At 59.0% G+C, this 22,833-nt stretch carries 21 protein-coding genes and 1 pseudogene; 17 read left to right on the forward strand and 5 right to left on the reverse strand.

Annotated elements, in window-relative coordinates:
* Positions 1-529: 529 nt before the first annotated feature.
* The 3 genes from QOU61_RS02820 (at position 530) to QOU61_RS02830 (ending at position 4,259) form a co-directional block, all read left to right on the forward strand.
* Positions 530-841, forward strand: a complete 312-nt coding sequence (locus QOU61_RS02820; protein WP_289656629.1) for a carboxymuconolactone decarboxylase family protein — start codon at positions 530-532, stop codon at positions 839-841.
* Between the two features lie 334 nt (positions 842-1,175).
* Positions 1,176-1,643, forward strand: coding sequence for a DUF305 domain-containing protein (locus QOU61_RS02825; protein ID WP_289656630.1), 468 nt, complete (start codon positions 1,176-1,178; stop codon positions 1,641-1,643).
* 789 nt (positions 1,644-2,432) lie between these two features.
* Positions 2,433-4,259 carry a glycoside hydrolase family 15 protein gene (locus QOU61_RS02830; RefSeq protein ID WP_289656631.1) on the forward strand — a complete coding sequence of 609 codons (1,827 nt, stop codon included), beginning with the start codon at positions 2,433-2,435 and terminating at the stop codon, positions 4,257-4,259.
* Between the two features lie 227 nt (positions 4,260-4,486).
* Here the strand turns inward: QOU61_RS02830 and QOU61_RS02835 are convergent.
* A pseudogene (locus tag QOU61_RS02835) lies at positions 4,487-5,208 on the reverse strand (GlxA family transcriptional regulator); the annotation flags it as partial.
* A 19-nt stretch (positions 5,209-5,227) separates the two neighbouring features.
* Here QOU61_RS02835 and QOU61_RS02840 point away from each other — a divergent pair.
* Positions 5,228-5,524, forward strand: coding sequence for a DUF899 family protein (locus QOU61_RS02840; RefSeq protein WP_502876875.1), 297 nt, complete (start codon positions 5,228-5,230; stop codon positions 5,522-5,524).
* Positions 5,525-6,165: 641 nt separating this feature from the next.
* Complete coding sequence (locus tag QOU61_RS02845; RefSeq protein ID WP_289656632.1) at positions 6,166-7,359, forward strand: tyrosine-type recombinase/integrase; 1,194 nt, start codon at positions 6,166-6,168, stop codon at positions 7,357-7,359.
* 579 nt (positions 7,360-7,938) lie between these two features.
* Here the strand turns inward: QOU61_RS02845 and QOU61_RS02850 are convergent.
* The 4 genes from QOU61_RS02850 to QOU61_RS02865 all read right to left on the reverse strand — a co-directional run bounded on the left by QOU61_RS02850 (position 7,939) and on the right by QOU61_RS02865 (position 10,950).
* The gene (locus QOU61_RS02850) at positions 7,939-9,060 is read right to left on the reverse strand and encodes a hypothetical protein (protein ID WP_289656633.1); all 1,122 of its coding nucleotides are present in this window, start codon (positions 9,058-9,060) and stop codon (positions 7,939-7,941) included.
* Between the two features lie 12 nt (positions 9,061-9,072).
* Positions 9,073-9,903, reverse strand: coding sequence for a hypothetical protein (locus tag QOU61_RS02855; RefSeq protein WP_289656634.1), 831 nt, complete (start codon positions 9,901-9,903; stop codon positions 9,073-9,075).
* A gap of 12 nt (positions 9,904-9,915) precedes the next feature.
* Positions 9,916-10,488, reverse strand: a complete 573-nt coding sequence (locus QOU61_RS02860) for a hypothetical protein (RefSeq protein ID WP_289656635.1) — start codon at positions 10,486-10,488, stop codon at positions 9,916-9,918.
* A gap of 255 nt (positions 10,489-10,743) precedes the next feature.
* Positions 10,744-10,950, reverse strand: a complete 207-nt coding sequence (locus QOU61_RS02865) for a ribbon-helix-helix domain-containing protein (RefSeq protein ID WP_289656636.1) — start codon at positions 10,948-10,950, stop codon at positions 10,744-10,746.
* 82 nt (positions 10,951-11,032) lie between these two features.
* On the opposite strand from QOU61_RS02865, the gene QOU61_RS02870 reads away from it, so the two are divergent.
* The 12 genes from QOU61_RS02870 to QOU61_RS02920 all read left to right on the forward strand — a co-directional run bounded on the left by QOU61_RS02870 (position 11,033) and on the right by QOU61_RS02920 (position 22,403).
* A complete protein-coding gene (locus QOU61_RS02870; RefSeq protein WP_289656637.1) occupies positions 11,033-11,449 on the forward strand; it encodes a hypothetical protein in 417 nt (138 codons plus the stop codon).
* A gap of 2 nt (positions 11,450-11,451) precedes the next feature.
* Positions 11,452-11,664, forward strand: coding sequence for a helix-turn-helix domain-containing protein (locus tag QOU61_RS37160; protein WP_354142504.1), 213 nt, complete (start codon positions 11,452-11,454; stop codon positions 11,662-11,664).
* A 219-nt stretch (positions 11,665-11,883) separates the two neighbouring features.
* On the forward strand, positions 11,884-12,150 hold the full coding sequence (locus tag QOU61_RS02875) for an excisionase family DNA-binding protein (RefSeq protein WP_289656638.1): 267 nt from the start codon (positions 11,884-11,886) through the stop codon (positions 12,148-12,150).
* 456 nt (positions 12,151-12,606) lie between these two features.
* Positions 12,607-14,991 (forward strand): DUF5906 domain-containing protein, encoded by a 2,385-nt coding sequence (locus tag QOU61_RS02880; protein WP_289656639.1) that lies wholly within the window; start codon positions 12,607-12,609, stop codon positions 14,989-14,991.
* Positions 14,992-15,319: 328 nt separating this feature from the next.
* Positions 15,320-15,670: a hypothetical protein gene (locus QOU61_RS02885; protein ID WP_289656640.1), complete on the forward strand. Its 351-nt coding sequence runs from the start codon at positions 15,320-15,322 to the stop codon at positions 15,668-15,670.
* Positions 15,664-16,224: a hypothetical protein gene (locus QOU61_RS02890; protein WP_289656641.1), complete on the forward strand. Its 561-nt coding sequence runs from the start codon at positions 15,664-15,666 to the stop codon at positions 16,222-16,224. Before QOU61_RS02885 ends, QOU61_RS02890 begins: the two co-directional genes overlap by 7 nt.
* A complete protein-coding gene (locus tag QOU61_RS02895; RefSeq protein WP_289656642.1) occupies positions 16,221-16,694 on the forward strand; it encodes a hypothetical protein in 474 nt (157 codons plus the stop codon). The genes QOU61_RS02890 and QOU61_RS02895 overlap by 4 nt, the downstream gene beginning before the upstream one ends.
* 98 nt (positions 16,695-16,792) lie before the next feature.
* Entirely contained in the window at positions 16,793-17,833 is a 1,041-nt protein-coding gene (locus tag QOU61_RS02900; protein WP_289656643.1) for a phage tail protein, read from the forward strand.
* A 132-nt stretch (positions 17,834-17,965) separates the two neighbouring features.
* A complete protein-coding gene (locus QOU61_RS02905; RefSeq protein ID WP_289656644.1) occupies positions 17,966-18,238 on the forward strand; it encodes a hypothetical protein in 273 nt (90 codons plus the stop codon).
* Between the two features lie 492 nt (positions 18,239-18,730).
* Positions 18,731-19,603, forward strand: a complete 873-nt coding sequence (gene ligD / locus QOU61_RS02910; protein WP_289656645.1) for a non-homologous end-joining DNA ligase — start codon at positions 18,731-18,733, stop codon at positions 19,601-19,603.
* A 192-nt stretch (positions 19,604-19,795) separates the two neighbouring features.
* Entirely contained in the window at positions 19,796-21,865 is a 2,070-nt protein-coding gene (locus QOU61_RS02915) for an ATP-dependent helicase (protein ID WP_289656646.1), read from the forward strand.
* A 322-nt stretch (positions 21,866-22,187) separates the two neighbouring features.
* A complete protein-coding gene (locus tag QOU61_RS02920; protein ID WP_289656647.1) occupies positions 22,188-22,403 on the forward strand; it encodes a hypothetical protein in 216 nt (71 codons plus the stop codon).
* The last annotated feature ends 430 nt before the right edge of the window (positions 22,404-22,833 follow it).

A 22,833-nucleotide genomic window follows, 5' to 3' on the forward strand; every position in this document is an offset into this window, starting at 1 on the left:
GAAGTTCGTGTTGGTGAACGAACGAACACTCCCTGGAGGATCAAAATGCGTCCATTGTGGAAAAGCGATAACAGTCGGCTATCTTCGGGACCTGTCTTCTCGGCTGCCGTATTGCGACCAGGCTTGCTTTATCGAGGGAAACATCCAAAGCACGCTGACGATTTTCCGCTTAGGTACAGGTTATCGATAAGTTATCCTTGCAGCTTCGTCAGTTGATAACTTTCGCCGAAACCCTAGCCGCCTCGGGGCACCAGCATCGGTGGTGACATCGCGGCCGGACGAGAACTCGCAGGGCATAGCGTCGTCCTTTTGTGATCAGTTCGATGTCGGGCGGGTCGATGTTTTCGATAAAGCCTGCCGCTGTGACTCAGGAGCTTCCCCGAGACGAACGAGCATACGTTTGATCCTTGGCAGCATTAATCGCCCTAGCTTGTGGAGTAAGGTGACATAAAGCAGGGCAGCTCATTCCGAGCCTCGGTCAGAGAGTGTCACAACGACATGCGTGGCTTATGCAGCAGGAGAAGATATCATGTTCGATATGGCCAACCTCAAGAACCTTAAGGAACTGGACGAAGGAAATCCGCAGGCGATGAAGGCTTTTTGGGCCTTCGACAAGGCCGTATTCCAGGAAGGCGAAGTCTCCGTACTGAACAAGCAGCTGATGGCCGTTGCGGTCGCGCTCACCACGCAGTGCCCTTATTGCATCGAAATTCATGCCAAAGAGGCGCGAAAGGCTGGAGCAACCGACGCCCAACTCGCCGAAACGGCTGTTGTTGCTGCCGCCATTCGCGCAGGCGGCGCGATCACGCACGCCGCACATTTGTTTGGTCCATCAGAGTGAGGGCTGGCCGCACCGGGTTAGAATGAATTACGCGTCCGGAAGTGATGGGGACGTCGCCGCTGTGCAGCCTCGAGGCGCGTTCGATGCCATACGGCCCTAGCACCGGCGGCCTTCACACCTCAGGAGCGGATTTGCAAAGGCGAAAACTTGGCAAACAGAAAACTTAGAGTCAGGCCAATTGCTACCAGGCTGTCAGGCGCAGCTTCGTTCGCGCCAGCATCAAGTCCCGTCGCCCCGGGAAGCCCATGAAGCCGGAGGAAACCGCAATGTCGCTTCAACCCAAGCTCCATACTTCCCACGCCGGTTCCGCGTTTCGGGGTCGATACCCAGGCGCATGCAGGTTTCGCTTCGCGATCTTTCCTTCATTCGCAAGACGCTCATCTCGCTGGCGATAATTTTGTCGATCTTTTGGGTTAGCGTTGCGCTGGCGCAGCATCAAACAGGCACACACCGCGTCCGCGTACCGGCGGCCGAGAGCGACGAGCAGGGGTTTGTCGTCGATAGCGAGCTGGCACTAAGCAAAATGAGCCTGGATATTCCTGTCGATTCAACGGGAGACGTCGATCGCGACTTCGTCGCCATTATGATGCCCCACCACCAAGGAGCCATCGACGTGGGACGCGCCGAGCTCAAATGCGGTCGCAATGAAGACGTTCGACGCATCGCGCAAAGCATTATTGCAGAGCGAGAGAGCGAGATGTCGGCCATGCGTGCGGCTGTTGGACAGCTAGTACCTGCGGAGAGCAGCGGCATGCCGATAACGTCCGAGCGCCCGCCCAGCACGGGCATTCAGGAGAAGTAGATGAACGCGCGTCCGCCAGGTAATTCCTGTCGACGACAGGCCGTGCTGTGCTTACGAAATGTTGTTGGCAGGAGACATAAGCGACACGCGACGCGAGATACCAAATGCGCCGCGGTCGTCGTTTGTGTCAACTCGCAATCATAACGTCCCAATCGAATACTCGAGATCTGCGCGCACTGGATGATATTGCTTCAACGCAATGTTCCGAAAACGCGTCCAACAATCACGTGAGAACCATCAGAGGCCAGCGCGGGGAATTCCGGAAGAGCGATTGATACGATCTGGCATATCGTTGAGCGTCGCAGCCATTCATGATCTAAAGTCAGCTTCGTACAGTCACTCCGCAGTTGTTGCTCAACGCAACACAAGGAGTGTCTCCATGTCATATCTTCCTGTTCCTACTCACAATCCGTCCGCGACTTCACTCAAGACGATAGCCGCAGCTGCTGTTGTTTTGGTTCTGGCAAGCAGTCCGGTGTTCGCGCAGGCCGCTATGCAGGAGCCTGGCGCGTTCTCATTCTATCATCCCTATCTCGATGTGTTGAATGGAGGCGCACCTACCCCCGCTGCCAGGTTGATTTTGGAACCGCCGGCCGTCATACGGGCGTATGCCGCGAGGGAGAGCGGCATCTACTCCGCGCGTGCACAGCGACGTCGATCCTACAGGCGATAAGAATGCGGCGCCGTTTGAGTGCTTACTGGCCAGTCGTTTGACCAAGGAATAAACGGCTGAGCGATCTATGCTAAAGCGGGCCGGAACAGCGCACCCGACCGCACGAGGAGCCCGCAATGGCACTCAAAATCGAAGACTATGCAATGATCGGCGATTGCAAGACCGCAGCCCTGGTCGGCCGGAACGGTTCGATCGATTGGCTCTGCTGGCCAAGATTCGATTCAGCCGCATGTTTCGCTTCCCTACTCGGCGAATGCGAAAACGGGCGATGGCTCATTACTCCAAAAGAAGAGCCGATCGCGGTGTCGCGACGCTACCGCTCCGGAACTCTAGTCCTTGAAACAGAATTTCGCACCAAGAGCGGTCGAGCGACGCTAGTCGACTTCATGATACCCGGTGACGGCGCTCATCTCGTGCGCATTCTTGTCGGTCAGCAAGGCCGGGTCGATTTTCGCAGCGAATTTGTGGTGCGCTTCAACTATGGGGCGACGGTGCCGTGGGTCAACCGTCTGGATGACGGCGGCATCAGCGCGATCGCCGGTCCAGAGCGTGTGGTCCTGCGCACCCCAGCCGCACTCTTTGGCGAGGATCTGAAAACAGTTGGTGAGTTCGCGATCGAGGCCGGTCAGTCAATCCCGTTCGTGCTCTCATACGGGCCGTCGTTTCAAAATCACCCGCCGGAAGTCGATGCCTTCGATGCGCTGGAGCGGACGCAAGCATTCTGGCGGAAATGGAGCGATCGGTGTCCAGAGGTCGGACCCTGGACCGAAGCGGTCAAACGTTCGCTGATTACATTGAAGGCTTTGACCTTCGCGCCGACGGGGGGAATTGTCGCCGCTCCCACCACCTCGCTGCCGGAGCTTATCGGGGGCGTGCGGAATTGGGATTATCGCTATTGCTGGTTACGCGATGCGACCTTCACGTTGCTGGCCCTCATGTACCTCGGATACTACGACGAAGCGCGGGCATGGCGAGACTGGCTCATTCGCGCGGTTGCAGGCAGTCCGGAGCAGGTGCAGATCGTCTACGGAGTAGGAGGCGAGCGCTGGCTCCCGGAGCTGACCGTTCCATGGCTCGCCGGCTACGAAAAATCCGGACCAGTACGCATCGGAAACGCCGCTTACGATCAGCTTCAGCTTGACGTTCTCGGCGAGGTCGCCGACGCGCTGTTTCAGGCCGGAAAAGTGGGAATAGGCCTGACCGAACGTGGCCGCGCGCTGCGACCCATCCTGTTGGAGTATCTCGCGAGGGTCTGGCGCGATCCGGATGAAGGCATTTGGGAGGTTCGCGGCGGTCCACAGCATTTCGTCCATTCGAAGGTCATGGCCTGGGTCGCGTTCGATCGTGCCGCACACGGTTTCGCCGCCGAAGAAGCATCCGAAGCCGCTCGACATTGGCGGGTGGTCGCAGACGAAATCCACGCCGAGGTGTGCGAGCGCGGGTTCGATCCTGATCTCGACAGTTTCGTGCAGACGTTCGGCTCGAAGCGGCTCGATGCCAGCTTGCTGCTGATCCCGCTTGTCGGCTTTCTGCCGCCTACCGATCCGCGCGTGAAGGGCACGCTTCGAGCGATCGAGGAGAAGCTGCTGGTCGGAGGCGAGTTCGTTCTGCGGTACGAACCGGAGAATCCCGGAGACGGCCTGCCGGCCGGAGAAGGAGCCTTTTTGGTGTGCAGCTTCTGGCTCGTCGACAACTACATCCTGCAAGGGCGGTATGCAGAAGCCTGCGAACTCTTCGATCGATTGTTGTTACGCTGCAACGATGTGGGTCTGCTTGCCGAAGAGTTCGACCCTGGCGCCGGCCGTATGCTGGGAAATTTTCCGCAGGCCTACAGCCATGTTGGCTTGATCAACTGTGCCTTGAATCTTAGCCGCAAAAGGTGCCCCGCCGAGGAGCGCGCAGAGACGCGGCCGCCAGAAACGGTCGCGACGGGACAGATATAACGGCCTAGCCCAGGTTCGGTCAGAGGTCATGAGCAATGGTCGAACCCATGAAGCCGTCCTTCCGATTTATCCTTGACGGCGAACGTGCCGGCGGTCGTCGTGTTGCTCTTCTCAAAGGAGACGATGCCCGTGCGCCGATGTTCGCGACGATTGGACCAGAGAGCCAGCCACCTCTGTGCGAGCGCCCAGCAGCAGTAGGTTGCTGCTCACCTCCTGTGCCAATCGGTTTAGGCATCTACGAGCTCACTTTCCTCGATGGACGCGTATCCGCCCGACTGGCGCCGGATCACCTGCGGCGGTTGCCCGTAGGCGCGGAGAACGGCACGTCGCATTCGGTTGCGATCACCGAATCCGGTCTGTTGCGCGACAACGTCAAGGGTGTGGTTGGTATCCTCCAACAGCGCGCGCGCCCCTTCGAGGCGGAGGTTCTGGACCGCTTTGGCCGGTGTCTGGCCGGTTTCAACCTGGAAGGCGCGGCTGAACTGGCGCGGTGAGAGATGCGCGACCTCGGCAAGATTTTCCACGCTCAGCCGGCTGGCAAGATTGCGCCGAGCGTAGGTAAGTACTGTCTGAATCCGGTCGGATTTCGGTTCTAGTTCGAGGAGCGAGGAGAACTGCGACTGACCGCCGGCCCGACGATGGTACAGCACAAGCCTTCGCGAAACAGTGCGCGCCGCTTCAAGGCCAAGATCCTCTTCGATCAGAGCAAGCGCAAGATCGATACCGGCAGTCATGCCGGCTGAAGTCCACACCGGTCCGTCAGCGATGAAGATCCGGTCCTCTTCGACCCGCGCTTTCGGATAGCGCGCCCGAAGCTCGGCGGCGCGAACCCAATGGGTTGTCGCACGCCGCCCGTCGAGAAGCCTGCTTCCGCGAGGACAAATGCAGCGTGGCAGGTTGCAGCGATCCGGCGGCAATGAGTCCGCGCATGGCGGATGAACTCGATCATCTCGGGGGACGCATCCACCATGCTCGCACCCACCTACGCAAAAGAACGCGGTTGGCGCAACGTTCGGCTGCTGTCCTCACGCAACAATACCTTTAATCGCGACTACCATGCGGAAACATCGGACGGCGTGCAACTTGCGGTCCTGCATGTGTTCGCACGCGATCAGGACGGGATCCGCCACCACTGGGCGAGCGAGGGGATATTCAAGCGCGGCGACACTAGTCCCCTCGACCCCGTCTGGGCAATCTACGGCGTTCTCGATTTGACGCGCGAGGGACGCGGAGACAACGCTGCCTACCCCAACCTGCAGTACTAGGAAGTCTTCGATTCCCGCCGGTTTCCGTTCAGGGGGCTCTGTAACCGGGTCGCTCGGAACCCAGTGCGCAACGGCGATGCATGCTGCGCCGCCATCGCCTTGAACATACGCTCGCACCAAGATCCAGCAGCCACACTCCGGCAAGGCGAACGTACTGCTCGCGTTGGTGGCGCTCGCCTAACCCGGCTCCGGGCTCGCGGATCCGCTCACTCAGGGCGTTCGACTGGGGCGTGGCGCGATGTCGGACGTTGCCATGGGCTCCTGGGGTCTGCCGTTTGGCTGGCTGCCAGCCGCGGCTGGCTGTGGGCCGGTATAGCCATCTCCGGTCTGACCGGGGGCGTCGGGTGCGCCGGCCCCTTTTCCAAAGGACCTAATCTGCCTGGGCCCCTAGACTACTCTGGGCTACGTGGAGAAGGTTCGATCCCAGTTCCTCTCCCTCCGCCAGCGAGCTGTTCGCCACTGTTCGCAAGCGTACATGTCATTCAAAATAAGCCAGCAGAATAAGGGGTTTCTCGGCTTTACACGGCCGCACGCGTCCGCCAGAATCCGCAAATCACTTGTGGGTAAGGTTGGGGTAGGACGTGGCGAGAACGGTCGGAAAGCTTACAGCGCTGAAGGTCTCGCGGCTCGCTGAGCCGGGCATGTACCCCGATGGCGGCGGCCTATATTTGCAGGTGACGGGGGCCGGGGCGAAGTCCTGGATTTACCGGTTTTCACTGCACGGGCGCGCTCGCGAGATGGGCCTGGGATCGCTGAACGCCATATCGCTGGCGGATGCCCGGCTGGCGGCAGCAGCGTGCCGACGCCAGCGCCAGGAGGGCGTCGACCCGATCGAAGCAAGAAATATCGAGCAGGCACGTGCGCGTTTGGACGCCGCTAAATCTGCGACGTTTGAGTATTGCGCCGAAAGGTACATTGCCGCCCATGAAACAAGCTGGCGCAACGGAAAGCACCGCGCGCAATGGAAGTCGACGCTCTCAACTTACGTCTATCCGGTCTTCGGCTCCCTTCCTGTCGGTGCGGTTGATACCGCCCTTGTCAGCAAGGTTGTCGAGCCGCTGTGGAGCACCAAGCCGGAAACGGCAAGCCGAGTGCGGGGCCGGGTTGAAAGCGTGTTGGATTGGGCGAAGGTCAACGGTTTCCGGCAAGGCGAGAACCCCGCAAGGTGGAAAGGGCATCTGGAATTTGTGTTGCCGAAGCGATCCAAGGTAAAGCGCGTCAAGCACCACCCTGCTTTGCCCTACGATGAAATCCCGGCCTTCATGGCGGAGTTGCGCGAGCGCGAAGGGCAGAGCGCCAGGGCGCTGGAATTCCTGGTGCTCACCGCCGCCCGTACCGAAGCCACCATCGGCGCGCTACACAGCGAAGTCGACTTCAACGAAAGAGTGTGGACGGTGCCGCCGGACCGTGCGGGCACGAAGATGATGGAGGAAGACCCCAAGCCCCGCCGCGTCCTGCTATCCGATCGTGCGATCAAGCTACTGAAGTCTTTGCCGCGGGAGGAAGGAAACCCGTATCTGTTCATCGGCGGGAACGTTGGGAAGCCGCTCAGCAACATGGCCATGCTGGAATTGATGCGCGAAATGCGCCCTGGCTTCGTACCGCACGGCCTGCGCAGCACCTTCAAGGATTGGTGCGCCGAAACGACCAACTATCCCAATGAGGTTTCTGAGGCGGCGCTATGGCACGCTGTAGCCGACAAGGTGGAGGCCGCGTATCGGCGCGGCGATCTCTTCGAGAAGCGACGCCGGTTGATGGCTGAATGGGCCAAGTACTGCACGGGGCAGGGCGCGGTGAAGCGGGGGACAGTCGTTCGAATCCGCGCCGCCGGCTAGCGGTGCGCCGGCCGGCCAGCGTCGGCGAAACACCCCCCTCGATTTTTTCCGGCGGGGCAGAACGAAATCTCGCTGCCCCACACCTTCAGTCGTTCCGAAAATTTTTCCGGCTGCCGAGTCCGTGCCCCCCAAAAAATTTTTGAAATTTTGCAAGCCTCAAGTTTTCGGAGCGTTAGTTCGCGGCCTCAACCTGTGGATAAGAGCGGTTGACGGGCAACGACCCCCCTTACGATCCCTGGCATAATGGGAGATCGTTCAATGGCGAAACGCAAAAGCCCTACCGACTGGCAAGGGATTGCGAAGGTTATCATGGCTATCGCTGCGCTAGTCGCTGCGTTCGGGCCCTACTTTGAGCAAACGTTGAAAATTTGGAGAGGTGGCGGCTAACCAAAAGGTGGGCCCGCTATCCAATGCCGCGAGGGCTGGGTGAAGCCCACGGAGGCCCCAAAGCTAGGCCACACGCGCGAATTAAGATCAGCACAGGTGAAGGGTTTGAGATCGACCAGCCTTACCGGAAGCTCCGCCAACACCGGTAGCGTCGCCCACAACAACGTGCAGCCGCTGCCACGATCGAAACCATCAGCGGTCTCTATATTCAGCCCATATCTGCCATTGCTTGACGGCGGCGCCTTCGGTTCGGTCTTCGGCGCTGTGCCGCGTTCCCTCGTAGTATCCGGTGGCAACCCAAACCGATTTTGATTTCTGACGCGTGCTTACGGCGTAAGGTTTGCCGAAAACGCTCACCATGGTTGGCCCTAGTGGGGTAGATACGGGAACAATTCCGGCGGCCGCCGCCCGCAAGGCCTCAAGCGGCTGAGCGCTCGGAACGACAAAGTCCTTTGGCATTTCGACGAATACGTCTCGCGTGGACAACTTCATTAATCCGGCGAAATGACGCTTCCGTCTTGGGACCGCTTTCTCTGCATGTTGGCAGATTGCATGCAGCGTGACCGGTTGGAAAAAAAGCTCTAGGTCGGAAAGTTTCGCCAAAATCAATTCCGCCCGACGAATTAGGCCGTCGATTTCGGTCCTAATTAGGCCTATGGAGGCGGCGACCCTTTGAGCGTCGCCAGTCAGCGACATCGTGACGGCGGCAGTGGCATTCATCAACCGATCAAACTCGGCGCGGACGTCAGCGGGGGGCAAGCATAGGTGCTTAGGCATTGGAGCGCCCTCAATCCGTGCACCATTGGCCCGTTGTAGTGTTTCGAATACCCAAGGCATGTGATCCCGTAGGCGGTCGCTAACGGTAGAAAATGCTTGCAACACGTTCGATGAGGAAATGCGGTCGAGCCAATCGGCGAACTGTGCGATCGAACTGCGCATCTCTCGCACACGTCGCAGCGCATCCCGGCGACCGATAGCCGCTTCGAAATCCGCGGTGTATTTGTCGAAATCCTCATCGTAGATTGTTTTGGCGCAAATCCAACCCACCATGAACCGAGCGCCGTCGACATTCATCACGAAGCCCGCCTTGTGCTTATGGCTGCCGTGTACGCAGGCGAATTCGGGAACATCCATGCCCCGGAGATCGTATTTGAATTCGACATGCGCGTCTGCGTAGTTAGCTGGAACCTGTGTTACCAAGCCTTCGAGTACTTGCGGGTTGTCGATTTCAAGATCAAGATCGATCAGCCGATCATCGCTAACGCCGGCCCAGTGGCTGGGTTTGCCAGAAGTCTTCGCCTTCGTTTCAGGCATCAAATCCTCGCGTTAATTTGGATCGTTCGATTGATCAACATTGAACTCCAGCTTCAACGGTAAATCCGTCATCGCATAGTGGATGAACTGATCACCTAAAGCCGTTAGCTCGTACTGCTCCTCATCATCAAATGCAGACTTCATTGGCTTAATGGTGCCCTTCGGACTGGGCGGCGCTTTGCGTTTTGCGAGAAACTGCCCGCTGTAATCCGTCTCTCGATGCTGCCGGGTGATGCCTCCCATGCTCAGATCGCGGATGATGAGCCGGAACAGGTCAGCATCGGACGAGTCTTCGCGAACGGGCTGGCGACCGAGCTTGCGCCAGATGCCGCCGCGTGTGATGCCAGCGCTGTTAAATATCGCCCCGATTACCAAAAAGTGCAGCTCGGAATAGTCGCTGATCCAGTCAAGGAACAATTTCACGACGTCATCGCTGGCGATAGTCGTTCCCGCGGCGTTCGACAGGATGTTCCGTATATAAATCCGCTTCTGCTCACTCTCGGTGCCCGCCCAGTCGCGGAACGCCTTGCGCAGCAACGCTTGATACGCTGGGCTCTTGATCCGCTCCGATACCTTTTCATCGTTCATATCGATGCGGGCGGTGATTTCGAGGATTGTCTGTTCCTTCTCGCGCATCTCCGCCTGCAGCATTGCGATCATGTGGTGCAGGAACTCATTGACCCGGTTCTGATCCCGCTCCGACCAGGCACTTGCAGCAGCCGCAAGAACTCCGCCAGCGAATGGAATCGCGCCACTTGCGACATTCAGGATCATGCGCGTGAGACCACTGCCTTTGCCTCCCTTCGGGAGCTCGGGCACGCCCTTCAATCCGTCGTCTTCCATAGATCGCGCTTTCTAGTTGTTCACGCGGAAGCTCCGACCCTTATCGCGGGCGTCTTCGGCTTCGATCTGTGCCTTTCGCTGGCTTGCGGCCTGCTGTACGGCCTGTTCGAGTTGCGGTTTCGCGCTTTCGTATTCTCTGCGCAGGATCTCCAAATTATGTTCGACTTGCTTCTTGAATTCCTGAACCTTTGCCTCCGCGTTGTCGTCGTCCGGCACGCCGATCGTCACCGCGTTACGCCCGATTGTTGCTCGATTGGACAAGAATGTCCTGGATGACGGCGCAATTCGCAACGTCTCTGCCTCGCCCACGAACGGAATGCTGACGTCTAGCCAAGTCATCTTGACCGTGCGGACGTCGCCCCACATGTCCTGCCGCCGCGTTTCCTCACTTCGGCGCTTCGCTGTAATCTCACCTTCAAAGCGTGCAACGTCGATTTTGTACTTGTCGACGATTCCCTGCAGCACGCCGCCCAATGACGGGTCCTTGAACAAGTTACGGCTGAGCTTCCTTACTTCTTCGACGGCGGCTTGGGTCTGGTGTTGCCAAACCGCATAAAACGACTTCTGAAACAGTACTTCTTCCATTTTGTGTGCCTCACTATCGCGATGCCGCACCCGCGCCCGGGTTGAATTTCAAGTCGCAACTTCTGATTCGCGGGGCGCGTAGCACTCTACCCGATTCTCTGCCAGTTTCTCTATTTGTTCGGCTAAGATTTAACCCGCTTCCACAGTCGGTGCGCGTCCGCTCAGGAGCGTCGTGGCGCTTGGACTGTCGCGCGCGCCACGGCTACGGAGATCGGTTCTCGCAGCAGCCAACGCAGAACGTCGAAGAGAGAGGGCTTAAGGAACGGGGCGGGCTTCGGATGTTTTTAAACCGAGCTCCACCAAGCGGCGTATGGCCTCGGAGCGACTTGAGACTTCGTTCTTCGTCGCCCAAGCATCGATCTTGCCGGTAAGGTCCTCTGGCAACCGAACAGCAGAAACTGGGTCATGACCTGTCGCCGGCCGCCCACGCGATTTTTTGTTTACACTAATTGACTTCTTCATATTTCTTGTTTACACAAAATAAGCGCGATGGAAAAGTAGAAAGTACCAGCCTGCGCCCCATTCATTCATCCGGAGCCTTAAGATGCTGGCGCTTTCGCCTGAAGCTGAGAATATCGAGCCCGCCCCCACCACGTGCAGCGGCGGCGCATTTGGCGACCCATGCCATCTGTGGGTAGCGATCAATCAGGCGCTCGGTGACATTGACGATTGGGCGGAGCGTTACACGCGCTGCACGTTCGCTGACCGCGAGCGTGGCACGGCGCTCTTGGTCGAAAAGGTCGGCAATGATCGGCTCCGGGTTTGCCGGCAGAAACAGCGCGCGACGCTGGGCCTTCAGAACGCGGCTGTGTGGTTTCTTACGCTTGACGCTGGTACCGTGTGCGACGTGACGTTTGACGGCGCGTCGGCCGATATCGAGGCCATGGAAGAGCTTGCGGACTTGCTGTGGGCTTTCCACCGTCTCGCCGTTGAAGACCGGGTGCCTGTGCTGAGAGAGTGAGCATGGAGAACAGCGGTGATGCTTCAGCGGCTCAGAGGGCGTCCTCTGAGCCGCGACGGACCTACACGGTGCGGGAAGCGGCAGCGATCTTGGGTGTTGGCGCTGCAACTCTCTACCGCGCTATCGAACGCAAAGAGGTGCCTTTCATCGGCATTGGAAGGCGCCGGCTGATTCCGCGCGTTTGGGTCGACCAGCAGGTTGAAAAGACGGCTTGAGCGCGAAGGCGGCTGCCGCGGTGAGCGTCTAAGCCTCACAGATCGTGCATCCCACAAAAATATTTTTGCTGCCACCTCCGAAATTTGCGCCTCCAAGCAACATCAGAATTGCTCAGGCGAATTTTGAAAGCGTGGCCGCTGACAGTTGAGTTAAAGTAAAGTTTCGTCGTCGCCACGGCTTGGTTCGGCGCGTGGCACGTTGACAGGACAAGCGCGCCGATGTTTGTTCTCGTCCGCCCGTACACCATGCTGTCGGCAATAGCGCTGCGCGATCAAGCGATCGGCGCCCCCGGACCAATCCAAATGCTGCCCATCACCGTAACCGTAAACGACGCCTGTAAGGTGTCGGGCCTCGGCCGCACGAAACTTTACGAAGCGATCAAAAAAAATGAGCTCGCTGTCTGTAAAGTGGGAACCCGCACGCTCATCAAATACGATCAACTGAAAACCTGGCTCGACAGCAAGACTGTGGCAAAGGTGGCCTGAGAGCCGAGCCGAATGACTTCCGGAAACCATCGGGCGCCTGCCCGGCGTACCGCCAGAGAACGTGGAGGGTGCGTTGGTGGGCTTGCCTTAGATGCGCTCAACATAGCTGCGCGAAGTACGCCGGGTCGTATGGCGCTAGAAATAGCTGCGGCCACAGACCATAATTGGTTCGCTCAGCATCCGTCGCGCGCTACATATGTGCGCACCGTGCTGGACGGTGAGTTTGCTGACGCGGCGCCGGCAGCGGATTGGATTGTAGCGGTCAGAAAGTTGAGCGACGGCGACTTCGCGCGAGCCTACTTCCCTTGCCCTGACAATTTGACTGAGCCAACCGCACGCGTTCTCGCGCTGCTGGTCGACGGGGTGTTTGAACGGATATCGGAGCGCCGCAGCGTGGCGACCGCCTGAGCGCGCCCCAACAACTGTACTGAAGGAAAGGAATTCATAGGGAGACTTTTGGACCACCAGCAAAAAAGCGACGGCGATAGGCCGCTACTCTCCGACAAGAGCGGCTTCAGAAAATGGGCGGAAGCTGGCTTCCTGTCTGATCTCTTGCCGATCATCCCGCCGCACGCGAAGATTTCCTCGGGCTCACAGGTCAAAGACCGGCACCGCGGCAAAACCCCCGGAGTGCGGAATTCGGACGGCACATGGTCGGGGCTCGGTGGCAAATGGCCCGAAGAGCGGTTTTCAACCGTAGCCGAATGTAAAAAATATATCCTGTGGGGCGCCAGCGTCGGGCTACAGGGCCGCAAGTTTCCAGGGCTCGATATCGACGTTGAGAGCGAAGCGATGGCCGGCGCAATCGAGAGCCTGGCCCTTGAGCATTTCGGAATGGCGCCCGTGCGCGTGCGCGAAGGCTCACCGCGGCGCCTCATGGTGTACCGCGTCGCCGAAGGGCACGACACCATTCGAAAGACGCGCTTGGCGTGGAAAGACGCGCAGGGCGTGAAGCACGCCGCCGAGCTCCTGGCGTTCGGCCAACAGTATGTTGTTGAGGGCCCGCACCCGAAGGGCGGCGCGTACCTCTGGCGCCACAACGAAAGCCCGTGCGACTGCGGACCGGCGGAGCTCGCGGAAATCACCAGCGACGCAATCGACGGATTTTTCACGGCGCTGCGGGGGCTGGTGCATAAAAAGGGGTGGGGCGAAATCCAGAAAGGCGCGCTTGCCGGTTCGGGCGTGCCGAGCACGCGCAAGGGTTTGGACGACGCGTCGCTGTGGGCCTCAAAACCGTCGCTGGTGCTTGAAGCGTTGCAGGTATGGCCGAACAGCCCCGACACGCTGCCGTCTCACGACGACTTCGTGACTGCGCTAGCGGCGATCAAGGCGGCCCTCGGGCCGAAGCGGGAAGACTACTATTCGGACGTTCTGGCATGGGCAATGAACAACGACAGCATTCGCCCCGACTACGTGCGCAAGCGCTGGGATAGCATCAACGACGCGGCGCTTGGCGCGGCCTGGCTGTTTGCCACGGCCAAGGCAACGGGCAAATTCGACGGCGAAGCGCAAGAGGATTTTGACGAAGACGGCGATGCGATGATTGCGCAGACGCCGCTTGAAAAGATGATTTCGCGCTATGTGTGGGTTCAGCAGCTAGAACGCTATATCGAATTGGAGACGGGCGCCGCGCTTTCGGGCCGCGCGCTTAACGCTGCCAACGTTCAGATTGCGGCTTTCGGAAACACGGGCGTGAAGAGCGCGGAAGCGCATTTCCAGAACGCGCGCGGCGCGAAGAAAGCGCAGATTGCCACGTTCCGCCCTGGGCGTCCTGTGCTCATCGAAGATGAAAACCAAAGCGGTGTAAAGGTGCGCGCGGTGAACCTCTGGCGCCCCTCGCCCGTCGCGCCGCTTGAGGGCGTGACAGACGAAATGGTGGCGCCGTGGCTTGAGCACGTCACCAAGCTTTTCGGTGAGCCTGGCGACCCCGCGCGCGAGCACTTCCTAAATTTCTTCGGCTTCGTGATGCAGCACCCGGGCGTAAAGATCAACCACGCGCCCGTCATTCTGGGAAACCAGGGCGTAGGTAAAGACACGGTGATAGCGCCTGTGCTGCGAGCGGCCGGCCGACACAACGTCTCTTTGGTGAAGCCGCAGGAGCTCGCGAGCGAATTCACGCAGTTCCTTCAGGCGCAGATTATTGTGGTTTCGGAAATGATGAACTTCGCAAAGCGGGAGATTTACAACCAGCTTAAAGACTGGATCGCCGCGCCACCCGACCACGTGGTGATCAACAAGAAAAACCAGCAGCCGTTCGCCATCCCGAATACACAGACATGGATTTTCTTCACCAACTATGACGACGCCATCGCGCTGGACCCGGACGACCGCCGGTTTTGGGTGCATCGCTGCCATCTTGAAGAGCCGCTCCCGGAAACCTACTACACGGCCTTTTATCGCTGGATCAACGAAGAGCAGGGCGCCGCAAAGGTGGCCGGCTGGCTGAAGAGCCGCGACGTATCCACGTTCAATCCCGGTGCCCGGCCGCCGACAACGGATGCAAAGCAGCAGATGTTGGACCGGGCCCAGCCTCCTGCGCTTAGATGGTTGCGCGCCCAATTCGGCGAAGGCGAGCCTATGCACGGGCGCACGATTATCACCGCGGAAGGCCTCATCACCGTTGCCCGAGAAGACTTTGCAGCCCCCGACGGGATCGACCGCCATGCGGTCGCGGCGCTGAAGGCGGAGGGGTTCAAGGCAGTGCGCCGCGTCAGGATAGGTTCGAAAGTCCGGCAGGTGTGGGCGAAGGGCAGCGCAGATTTGCTGGCGCAGTTACCGCCCGAGCGGCTCCGTGAGCGCCTTGAAGCCGAAGGCTCACAGACGGAAAGGACCGGAGCATGACTGCCGTCGCGGGTATGAAATTATATCGACCGGAGTTGAGTTTTTGTAAGTCGATGCCGCTCGGGCTTCATTTTGTGCGGGCATGTTCTGCCTCTGTGTGGGCGAGCCCTCACAGCGTAAGAGTCTATGTTGCAAGCACAATCCATGCTTCTGTTCCGGTGTTCCGGCTATTTTTCAAGTCAGTGATAGAAGCAAATAGGAGGGTATATAGGCCGGGCCGCTCCGCGGCTGTGATGGCTGACGAAACCCGAGTGCGGATTTTGCCCTCACACCGGAACAGCCTCAAAACGCGGCGTGCTAACACGCCCGAACACGCCGGGTGCTCGGCATGAATGAAGTCGCCGAGAGAGACACAGGCGGGCGGTGGCTACCCGGCTTCACGCCCAACCCCAGCGGCCGGCCCAAGATCGTAGAAGAGATCAAGAGCCTTGCGCGCCAACACGCTCCAGAGGCGTTCAAGCGCGTCTGCGAGCTCGTTGGGAGCGAGGATGAGCGGACGGCGCTCGCCGCGGCTCAAGAAATTCTGAACCGCGCGTATGGGCGCCCGACGCAGGCGATCGAACAGACGGTGGAGTACCCGGACATCAAGCAACTCTACTTGCAGGCCGTGCAGCTTGCGAACGGCCATAACGCCAAGGTGGTGGAAGGCCGGACTATTGATGGAGAGATCGAATGGTGAAGCTGTCTGCCACGTCTAACGGCGTTCCGTTCGAATTCTACTTTCGCGACCCGGTCAAGCGGTCTCTGCAAGACGCTATTGCAAATCTTGGCCCTGCCGGGATGGCAGAGCTTGAAGCGGAGATTGATCGCCAGCTTGCTGAAGGTATTGCCCAGGCAGAGGCGCGCCGGCCGGGCGCTCTCGCACTCGCGCTTGCCTCACTGGTCGAGGGAGGTAGTAGCCATGCCTATTCCATCCACCCCGGGATGACTAACGGAACAGATTTGCTGCGCGAGCGCATGGAGGCGAGGGGCGCTCGTTATGACGATGGGCGTACCGCAAAGGCGGTGTGGCCGGAAATCCGCGATCAAGTCTTGGTGCAGGTTACGCTCTACTTCGCGCGCATCGCCACAGGGGAGCGATTTGCCAGGAGACCGAGCGCCCATTCTGCGCGAGGCCACCGGATAGTTGAAAAGCTGTGGTTCATGCTGCGTGCTCTCGACCGGGCTGCGCCCGATCCAACAGGGTATTTCGACCGTTCGATTTACGATGCGCGGCCGGAGTTTCGAAAGTGAAGATGCCCCCCGACATCGCAACACCGGACTTGGATCGTATTCGCATCACACCGTCGCGCGCCATTGCGCACGTGCTTGCTCAATTGAGTCTTGAAGAGCTCGCAGCCTATGAAATGCGAGTTATTGATGTGACCGCCGAAGAGATATCGAGCCACGAACGGAAAGCGCCCGGATATCTGGCAAGCAGGATCATTGCGCAGGTCGATGAGCGCCCGCTTCTGGCGTGTGCGGTTCCTGCGTACGTGGTAGGCGGTAGGGAGTTTCTTAGTGGCGGAGAAGGCATTGATTGGCCGGATGCACGCGAGGAAGCCGCGGCGCAGATGAGACTCTGTTTCTCGCGGATTGCAGCGGGGCACCGGCCGCATGTGGTCGGCCACCCAAGACACGACGTCCGAGTATTGAAGTTGGTGCAGGCATTCTGGTTTTCTTTTTGGATCAAACAACAGGCCGCCCTTGCCCGCGACAACTGAATGAGCAAGTGCACTTGCTCGAATTGGCGTCTGCTTCCTCAAGGCAGGAAGAGACCTAGGCGCCGCTAACATAGGAGACCAGGACTAAGAAACACAGAATGGCTGATACCTTCACCGCGTTCCTGAACATGACGCTGCCGGAAATCGGCGCGTCAGACGACACGTGGGGCGATAAGCTCAACGACAATCTTGATATAATCGATGCACTGTGCGGCCCCTCGGGCGAAGGAACGCTCATCACCCGGGACGCCAACGACGACGCGCTTGTCACTGGCGTGAGCCTGAAAAAGGCCGCCGGCAACGCGCGGCTAATCAAGATCAGGTCGGCGGACTTGTTGCGCTGGGATATCGGCGCCGACGCCACCGCGGAGGGTGGCAGCAACGCCGGCTCGCTCTTCAAGATCAACCGCTATGACGATCTTGGCTCGCTGCTCGGAACCTCGCTCACGATCGCGCGCGACACGGGGGCCGTGACGTTTGAGGTTACGCCGAAGGTTGGCGGTAACGACGTGATCCACAAGGGCAACATTTCGAATATCCCGCTGCCGATCGGCACGCCAATCCCGTGGCTGCTAGATACGCTGCCGTCGTCGGGCTATCTATGGATGAATGGTCAAACCGTATCCCGCACGGTCTACTCTGATTTGTTCACTTTGCTGGGGGTCAAGTTTGGGGTCGGCGACGGTTCTACAACATTTGGGCTGCCCGATTGGCGCGAAGTCGTCCCCGTCGGCAAGAGCACGATGGGCGGGTTGAGCGCACGCGGCCTTGTTACCCATTTGACGCTCACCGATCCGGCCGCCGCGCCGGTTGGCGAAGCGAAGCACGTCATGGCAACTGGTGAGCTCATCGAGCACGATCATGCCGTGTACCTGAAGGACAACCAGCACACGCATGGAGTGTCTGGTGGAACCATCGCTGGTACAGGCTCCTACGCATACTCAGCGAACAACATCGCTGGGCCGCAAGGCACTGCGACCATCGTCATCAACAACGCGTCGTCCAACATCACCATCGGTTCTGTCAGCGGCACGGCCAACGACAACAAGACGGCAAAGGCTGGCAGCGCAACGCCGGCGGGAATGAACGTGATGCAGCCTTCCACGGTCTGCAATTGGATCATCAAAGCGCTGGCATGACGCTCGACGGCTGAAGAAGGCCCGGCGCGTCGCGCCCATCCGTAGGCCTGACCGCGGGTCCACGAACCAGCAGTCGCTTTTGCTTCAGGTTTCATTTAGCCTCGCCTGGCATTCCGTTTGGCGAGGTCTCCCATGGATACTCTCGGTCAATTGCTAGAAAAACGTATTGAGGCCGAATTTGGCTGGGTACGTCGGACTGAAATCACAGTGCGGGCGTTGGCGTGTCTCGCAGTTTTCCTTGCCGGCTTGGCCCTAGCGATCGGAGCGTGGCAGCCGACGCCCGAACGCGCGCTCCAATGGACGCTGGCGCTCACGTTTTTGTGGACGAGCGCGCATTTGCTGCGATCAATTGTCGGGGGCTTGGCTTCACTGAACGAAGCGAAATCGGAGCGGCTTCGTGGGTAGATTTGTGGGTAGTTCCGTAAAATCGCCGAAAATGTAAATATCATCAATCAATTAAAACGGACACTCTCTCCGCCACTATAAATAAGCTCGCCGTACCTCGAGCTTGGAAAACTGCAAAAATCCCGCGGAATTTGCTCGGCTCTTCGTCCCGGAGAATTTGGCTGGCCGCCTCAGTTGCTCTCGATCGGCGCTGGAGAATGGATTTTTCTCCAAAGCCTTCGTACCGTTTCAGTTAGTCCGACACCTGATTTTGTTGAAATTAGAACGGATTCCAGGCCGCGCGTTTTGAATCCCTCTCCCTGAACCGACAGCATCAGACTACGGTGTGGGATATGCGATCGTTCCGGGCGCGCGATATATGCGCAATTTGGCATCCGGCAGCAGCTTCTATGAAGCGCTACGCGGATGCCAAGTTGTGTGCCGGACATCACCTCGTCGCACCATTAAACTTGATGTGCCGGCTCGGCCGGAGACATCTCAGGTTCCAGAACGGTGGCGGTGTCGACTTCGTCAGTATCCTCGAGCCCGCCTCAGCTCGCGACTCTGAAGTCGAAAGCACCTTCGGGCGAGCAGTGGATTCACGAAATCAAATACGACGGCTACCGGGTCCAGATTCATCTGAACCGCGGAAAGAAGAACGCGTATACGCGCAACGGCCTCGACTGGACGAAACGGTTTTCCACCATTGCCGGCGCGTTCGATATTCCTGGGCGGGCGATCATCGATGGCGAGGTGGTGGTCGTCCGCGATGGCCGAACTAATTTCTCCGAATTGCAGGCGGAACTGGCCGCAGGTCGCCAGGATCGTCTGGAGTACTACGTGTTTGATCTGCTATGGCTCGATGGCGAGGACCTCCGAAAAAGGCCGCAGCTTGAGCGCAAACGTCTGTTGCGAGAACTGTTCGATGAGCACAGCATCGAGCAGCCGATCCATTTCAGCGAGTATCTCATTGGCGATGGCCAAAGAATGTTCGAGCACGCCGCCAGGCTGAACTTTGAAGGCATCATCTCAAAGCGAACGGATGCACGGTATCGGTCAGACCGGAACGAGGCCTGGTTCGAAATCAAAACGGTCCAGAGGGGCGAATTTCCCGTGGTCGGATTCGTCAAAGACCCTTCGGGCGTTGCTGCGCTCTATCTCGGCAAGCGGGAAGGCAAAGAGCTCATCTATATGGGCAAGGTCGGGACGGGATGGAATCGAACGATCTCCGCTCAAATCCGCAAGCAGCTCGAGACTGTCGTTAGCCTCAGATCCAAGTTCACGAAACCGGTCCGCAAACTAAAAGCGACCTGGGTCGAGCCGTATTTCGTTGCCGAGATCGAATATCGCGATATCACGTGGGAAGGGCTGTTACGGGTCCTTTAAAGGGCTGTCGAAGCGTTAGGCGTGGAGACGGATGCGCGGCGGATCGGCCATTGGCCGGGTTATTCCATAAACGCCTAGTTTGCGAACGCGTCAGGTAAACAGAACCTGGTCGGGAGTTTGCCAGCCCGCGGCTGATGTTCCCGCATTGCACTTCCCCTCCGAATCCCTGATTCTCAAGGCGAGGGGCGATTCGTGCTTCAAGCTGCGATAACATATCTGGAAGGACTGAACCCGGAGCAGCGACGCGCCGTCGAGCATGGCGTGCGGCAAAACGAGACGGTCGGACCGCCCCTCCTGATTATCGCCGGTGCTGGATCCGGCAAAACCAACACGCTGGCCCATCGGGTTGCGCACCTGATCGTCAACGGTGCCGATCCTCGCCGCGTCTTGCTGATGACTTTCTCTCGCCGCGCCGCTGCAGAAATGGCCCGCCGGGTCGAGCGGATTGCGCGCAAGGTCCTGGGCGACAATTCGTCTGTCCTGACCGATGCCCTCGTTTGGGCGGGCACGTTTCACGGCATTGGTGCTCGCCTATTGCGGGAATACTCGGAACGGATCGGCCTAGATACCGCCTTCACCATACACGATCGCGAGGATTCTGCTGATCTGATGAACCTGGTTCGACATGAGCAGGGATTTTCGAAGACCGAACGTCGCTTTCCGGCCAAGGGCACATGCCTTGCGATCTATTCCCGATGCGTGAATGCGGAAAAGCCGCTTGAGCAGGTGCTGGGCCAGTCCTTCCCCTGGTGCGCCAGCTGGGCAGCTGAACTGAAGCAGCTTTTTGCAGCCTACGTCGCGGCGAAGCAGGCTCAGCAGGTGCTCGACTACGATGATCTGCTTTTGTATTGGGCCCAGTTGATGTCTGAAGCTGCGTTTGCGCAGGAAATTGGCAGCCGCTTTGATCATGTCCTGGTCGATGAGTATCAGGACACCAATCGCGTTCAATCAACGATTCTGCTGGCGCTAAAGAATGATGGCGAAGGTCTGACGGTCGTCGGCGACGATGCGCAGTCGATCTACTCATTCCGTGCCGCGACCGTGCGCAACATTCTCGACTTCCCCGATCAGTTCTCGCCGCGCGCCGAAATCATCACACTGGACCGAAACTACCGCTCGACCCAGCCGATCCTGGCTGCGGCCAATGGCGTGATCGGGCTCGCAAAAGAACGCTTTACAAAAAACCTCTGGACCGATCGTGTGTCATCACAAAAGCCGCAGCTTGTTGCGCTGCGCGACGAGGCGGACCAGGCCCGTTACGTGGTCGAGCAGGTTTTGGCCAATCGAGAACAGGGCTGTCTGTTAAAGCAGCAGGCTGTGTTGTTCCGCACGTCCTCGCACAGTGGCTCGCTCGAAATCGAGCTGACCCGCCGCAACATTCCTTTCGTGAAATTCGGCGGGCTGAAGTTCCTGGAGGGCGCCCACGTCAAGGATGTTCTGGCCATCCTGCGCTTGGTCGAGAATCCGCGGGACCGCATCGCGGGCTTTCGGACCCTCCATCTGCTTCCGGGCGTGGGGCCTTCCTCGGCGCAGCGCGTTCTCGACAGGATGGCCGATTCCCCTGATCCGTTGGCGGTGCTGATTGATATGCCGCCGCCGGCGCGCGCCGGCGATGACTGGCTCACCTTTGTCGAGGCGGTTGCGAATCTTCGCGTCTCGCGATGGCCGAGTGATCTCGAACTCGCCCGCGCGTGGTATCAGCCGCATCTAGAGCGCATTCATGAAGATGCAGAAGTTCGACACGCCGATCTGATCCAGCTCGAGCAGATTGCAAGCGGCTATCCTTCGCGTGAACGTTTCTTGACCGAACTGACACTCGATCCGCCGGACACGACCAGCGATCAGGCCGGCGTTCCGTTGCTCGACGAAGACTTTTTGATCCTGTCCACGATCCATTCGGCGAAAGGCCAGGAATGGAAATCCGTCTATGTTCTTAACGTCGTCGACGGCTGCATCCCGTCCGATCTTGGCGCCGGCACCACTGAGGAACTGGAGGAAGAGCGACGTCTGCTCTACGTTGCGATGACTCGCGCCAAGGACGATCTGCATCTCCTGGTCCCGCAGCGCTTTTTTGTTCGTGGCCAGAATGCGCAAGGCGATCGTCACCTCTATGCTTCGCGAACGCGGTTCATTCCTGAGGTGCTATTGCCGCTGTTCGAGAGGTGCAGCTGGCCGAAGCCGGCTGGAGCTATGAGCGTAACCGGAGGTCGGGTTGCCCCTCGCATCGATATCGCTGCGCGTATGCGAGAGAGGTGGCGTTAGCGGTTATCACCGGCTCGGGTGGGCCGAAGGCCTACTTCTTCCATAATCTCTGATCAGCGAATGATGGTTGCCGCGTAACCGCGCTAACTAAGATGGGATCCTGTCGGCTCCCGTTTGAAGGCGTTAGCGGTGGCTCGCCGTCGGCGCGCTCAGGGGCGCATGATCAGAAGTGCTGCCGGGTTCAAACCGGAGCGTTAAACCAGCAGCCGAGGCCGTCGTACTTGCGGCGCTAGTTCCTGCCTGGGAACTCTCAAAAGAGTGCCCTTGTCCTATTGCTGCCGTAAGCCGCTGACATGGTGCGCGCAAAGCAAGGTCAAGAGAGATGCCATACACAATTTTTTTCAGCACGATGAACACGCAACCCGTTTCGGCCGCCGATGCCAAGACGGCTGTTGAGGCGCTCGCGATCATCGGCGCCCTCCAAAGGAGGAGCGAGGAGATCAAGTTCATAACCTCACCTCATGAAGGCGAGATCGGTGTCGAGATGCTTCGGGTTTTGGCAAAGGAGGAAGAAGAGGAGCTGCCCGCGAGCGCTTGATTCGTAGTTTCTAGGAGGCACAGGGATGGCAGAAGTGCCCAACTCTGTGCGATCCGAAGGCCTCCGGAGGACTACAGCTTCGGGGGGCCACATAGCGAACGGCTCGCGCTGTAACGCGATGAGGCTGTCGAGCGGGCGATCAGACTGCTCGAATTTCTAATGTAAGGTTTGGAGGCGTGCGCCGAGCTTTGCTGGGTTGCAATAGCTATCAATCCCGCTCCACCAGCTGGGCTGGGGGCCATTGGTAGCCGCGGGGCGCGAGCCAGAGGCCAACAAGATCACTTGGGTGCAGGGGTAGCGCGCGGTATGCGCAAGGCCCTGTCTTTGACGAACTCAACCGGAAACTGCAGCTACCCTGACCTATCAGCCCCAGCAACATCGATATTCCGCCGCTGTCTCAGCAAATGGGGTTGGCACTGTTGAAGCGATG

Origin of the sequence: Bradyrhizobium sp. NP1 (assembly GCF_030378205.1) — a bacterium.
Taxonomy (GTDB): Bacteria; Pseudomonadota; Alphaproteobacteria; order Rhizobiales; family Xanthobacteraceae; genus Bradyrhizobium.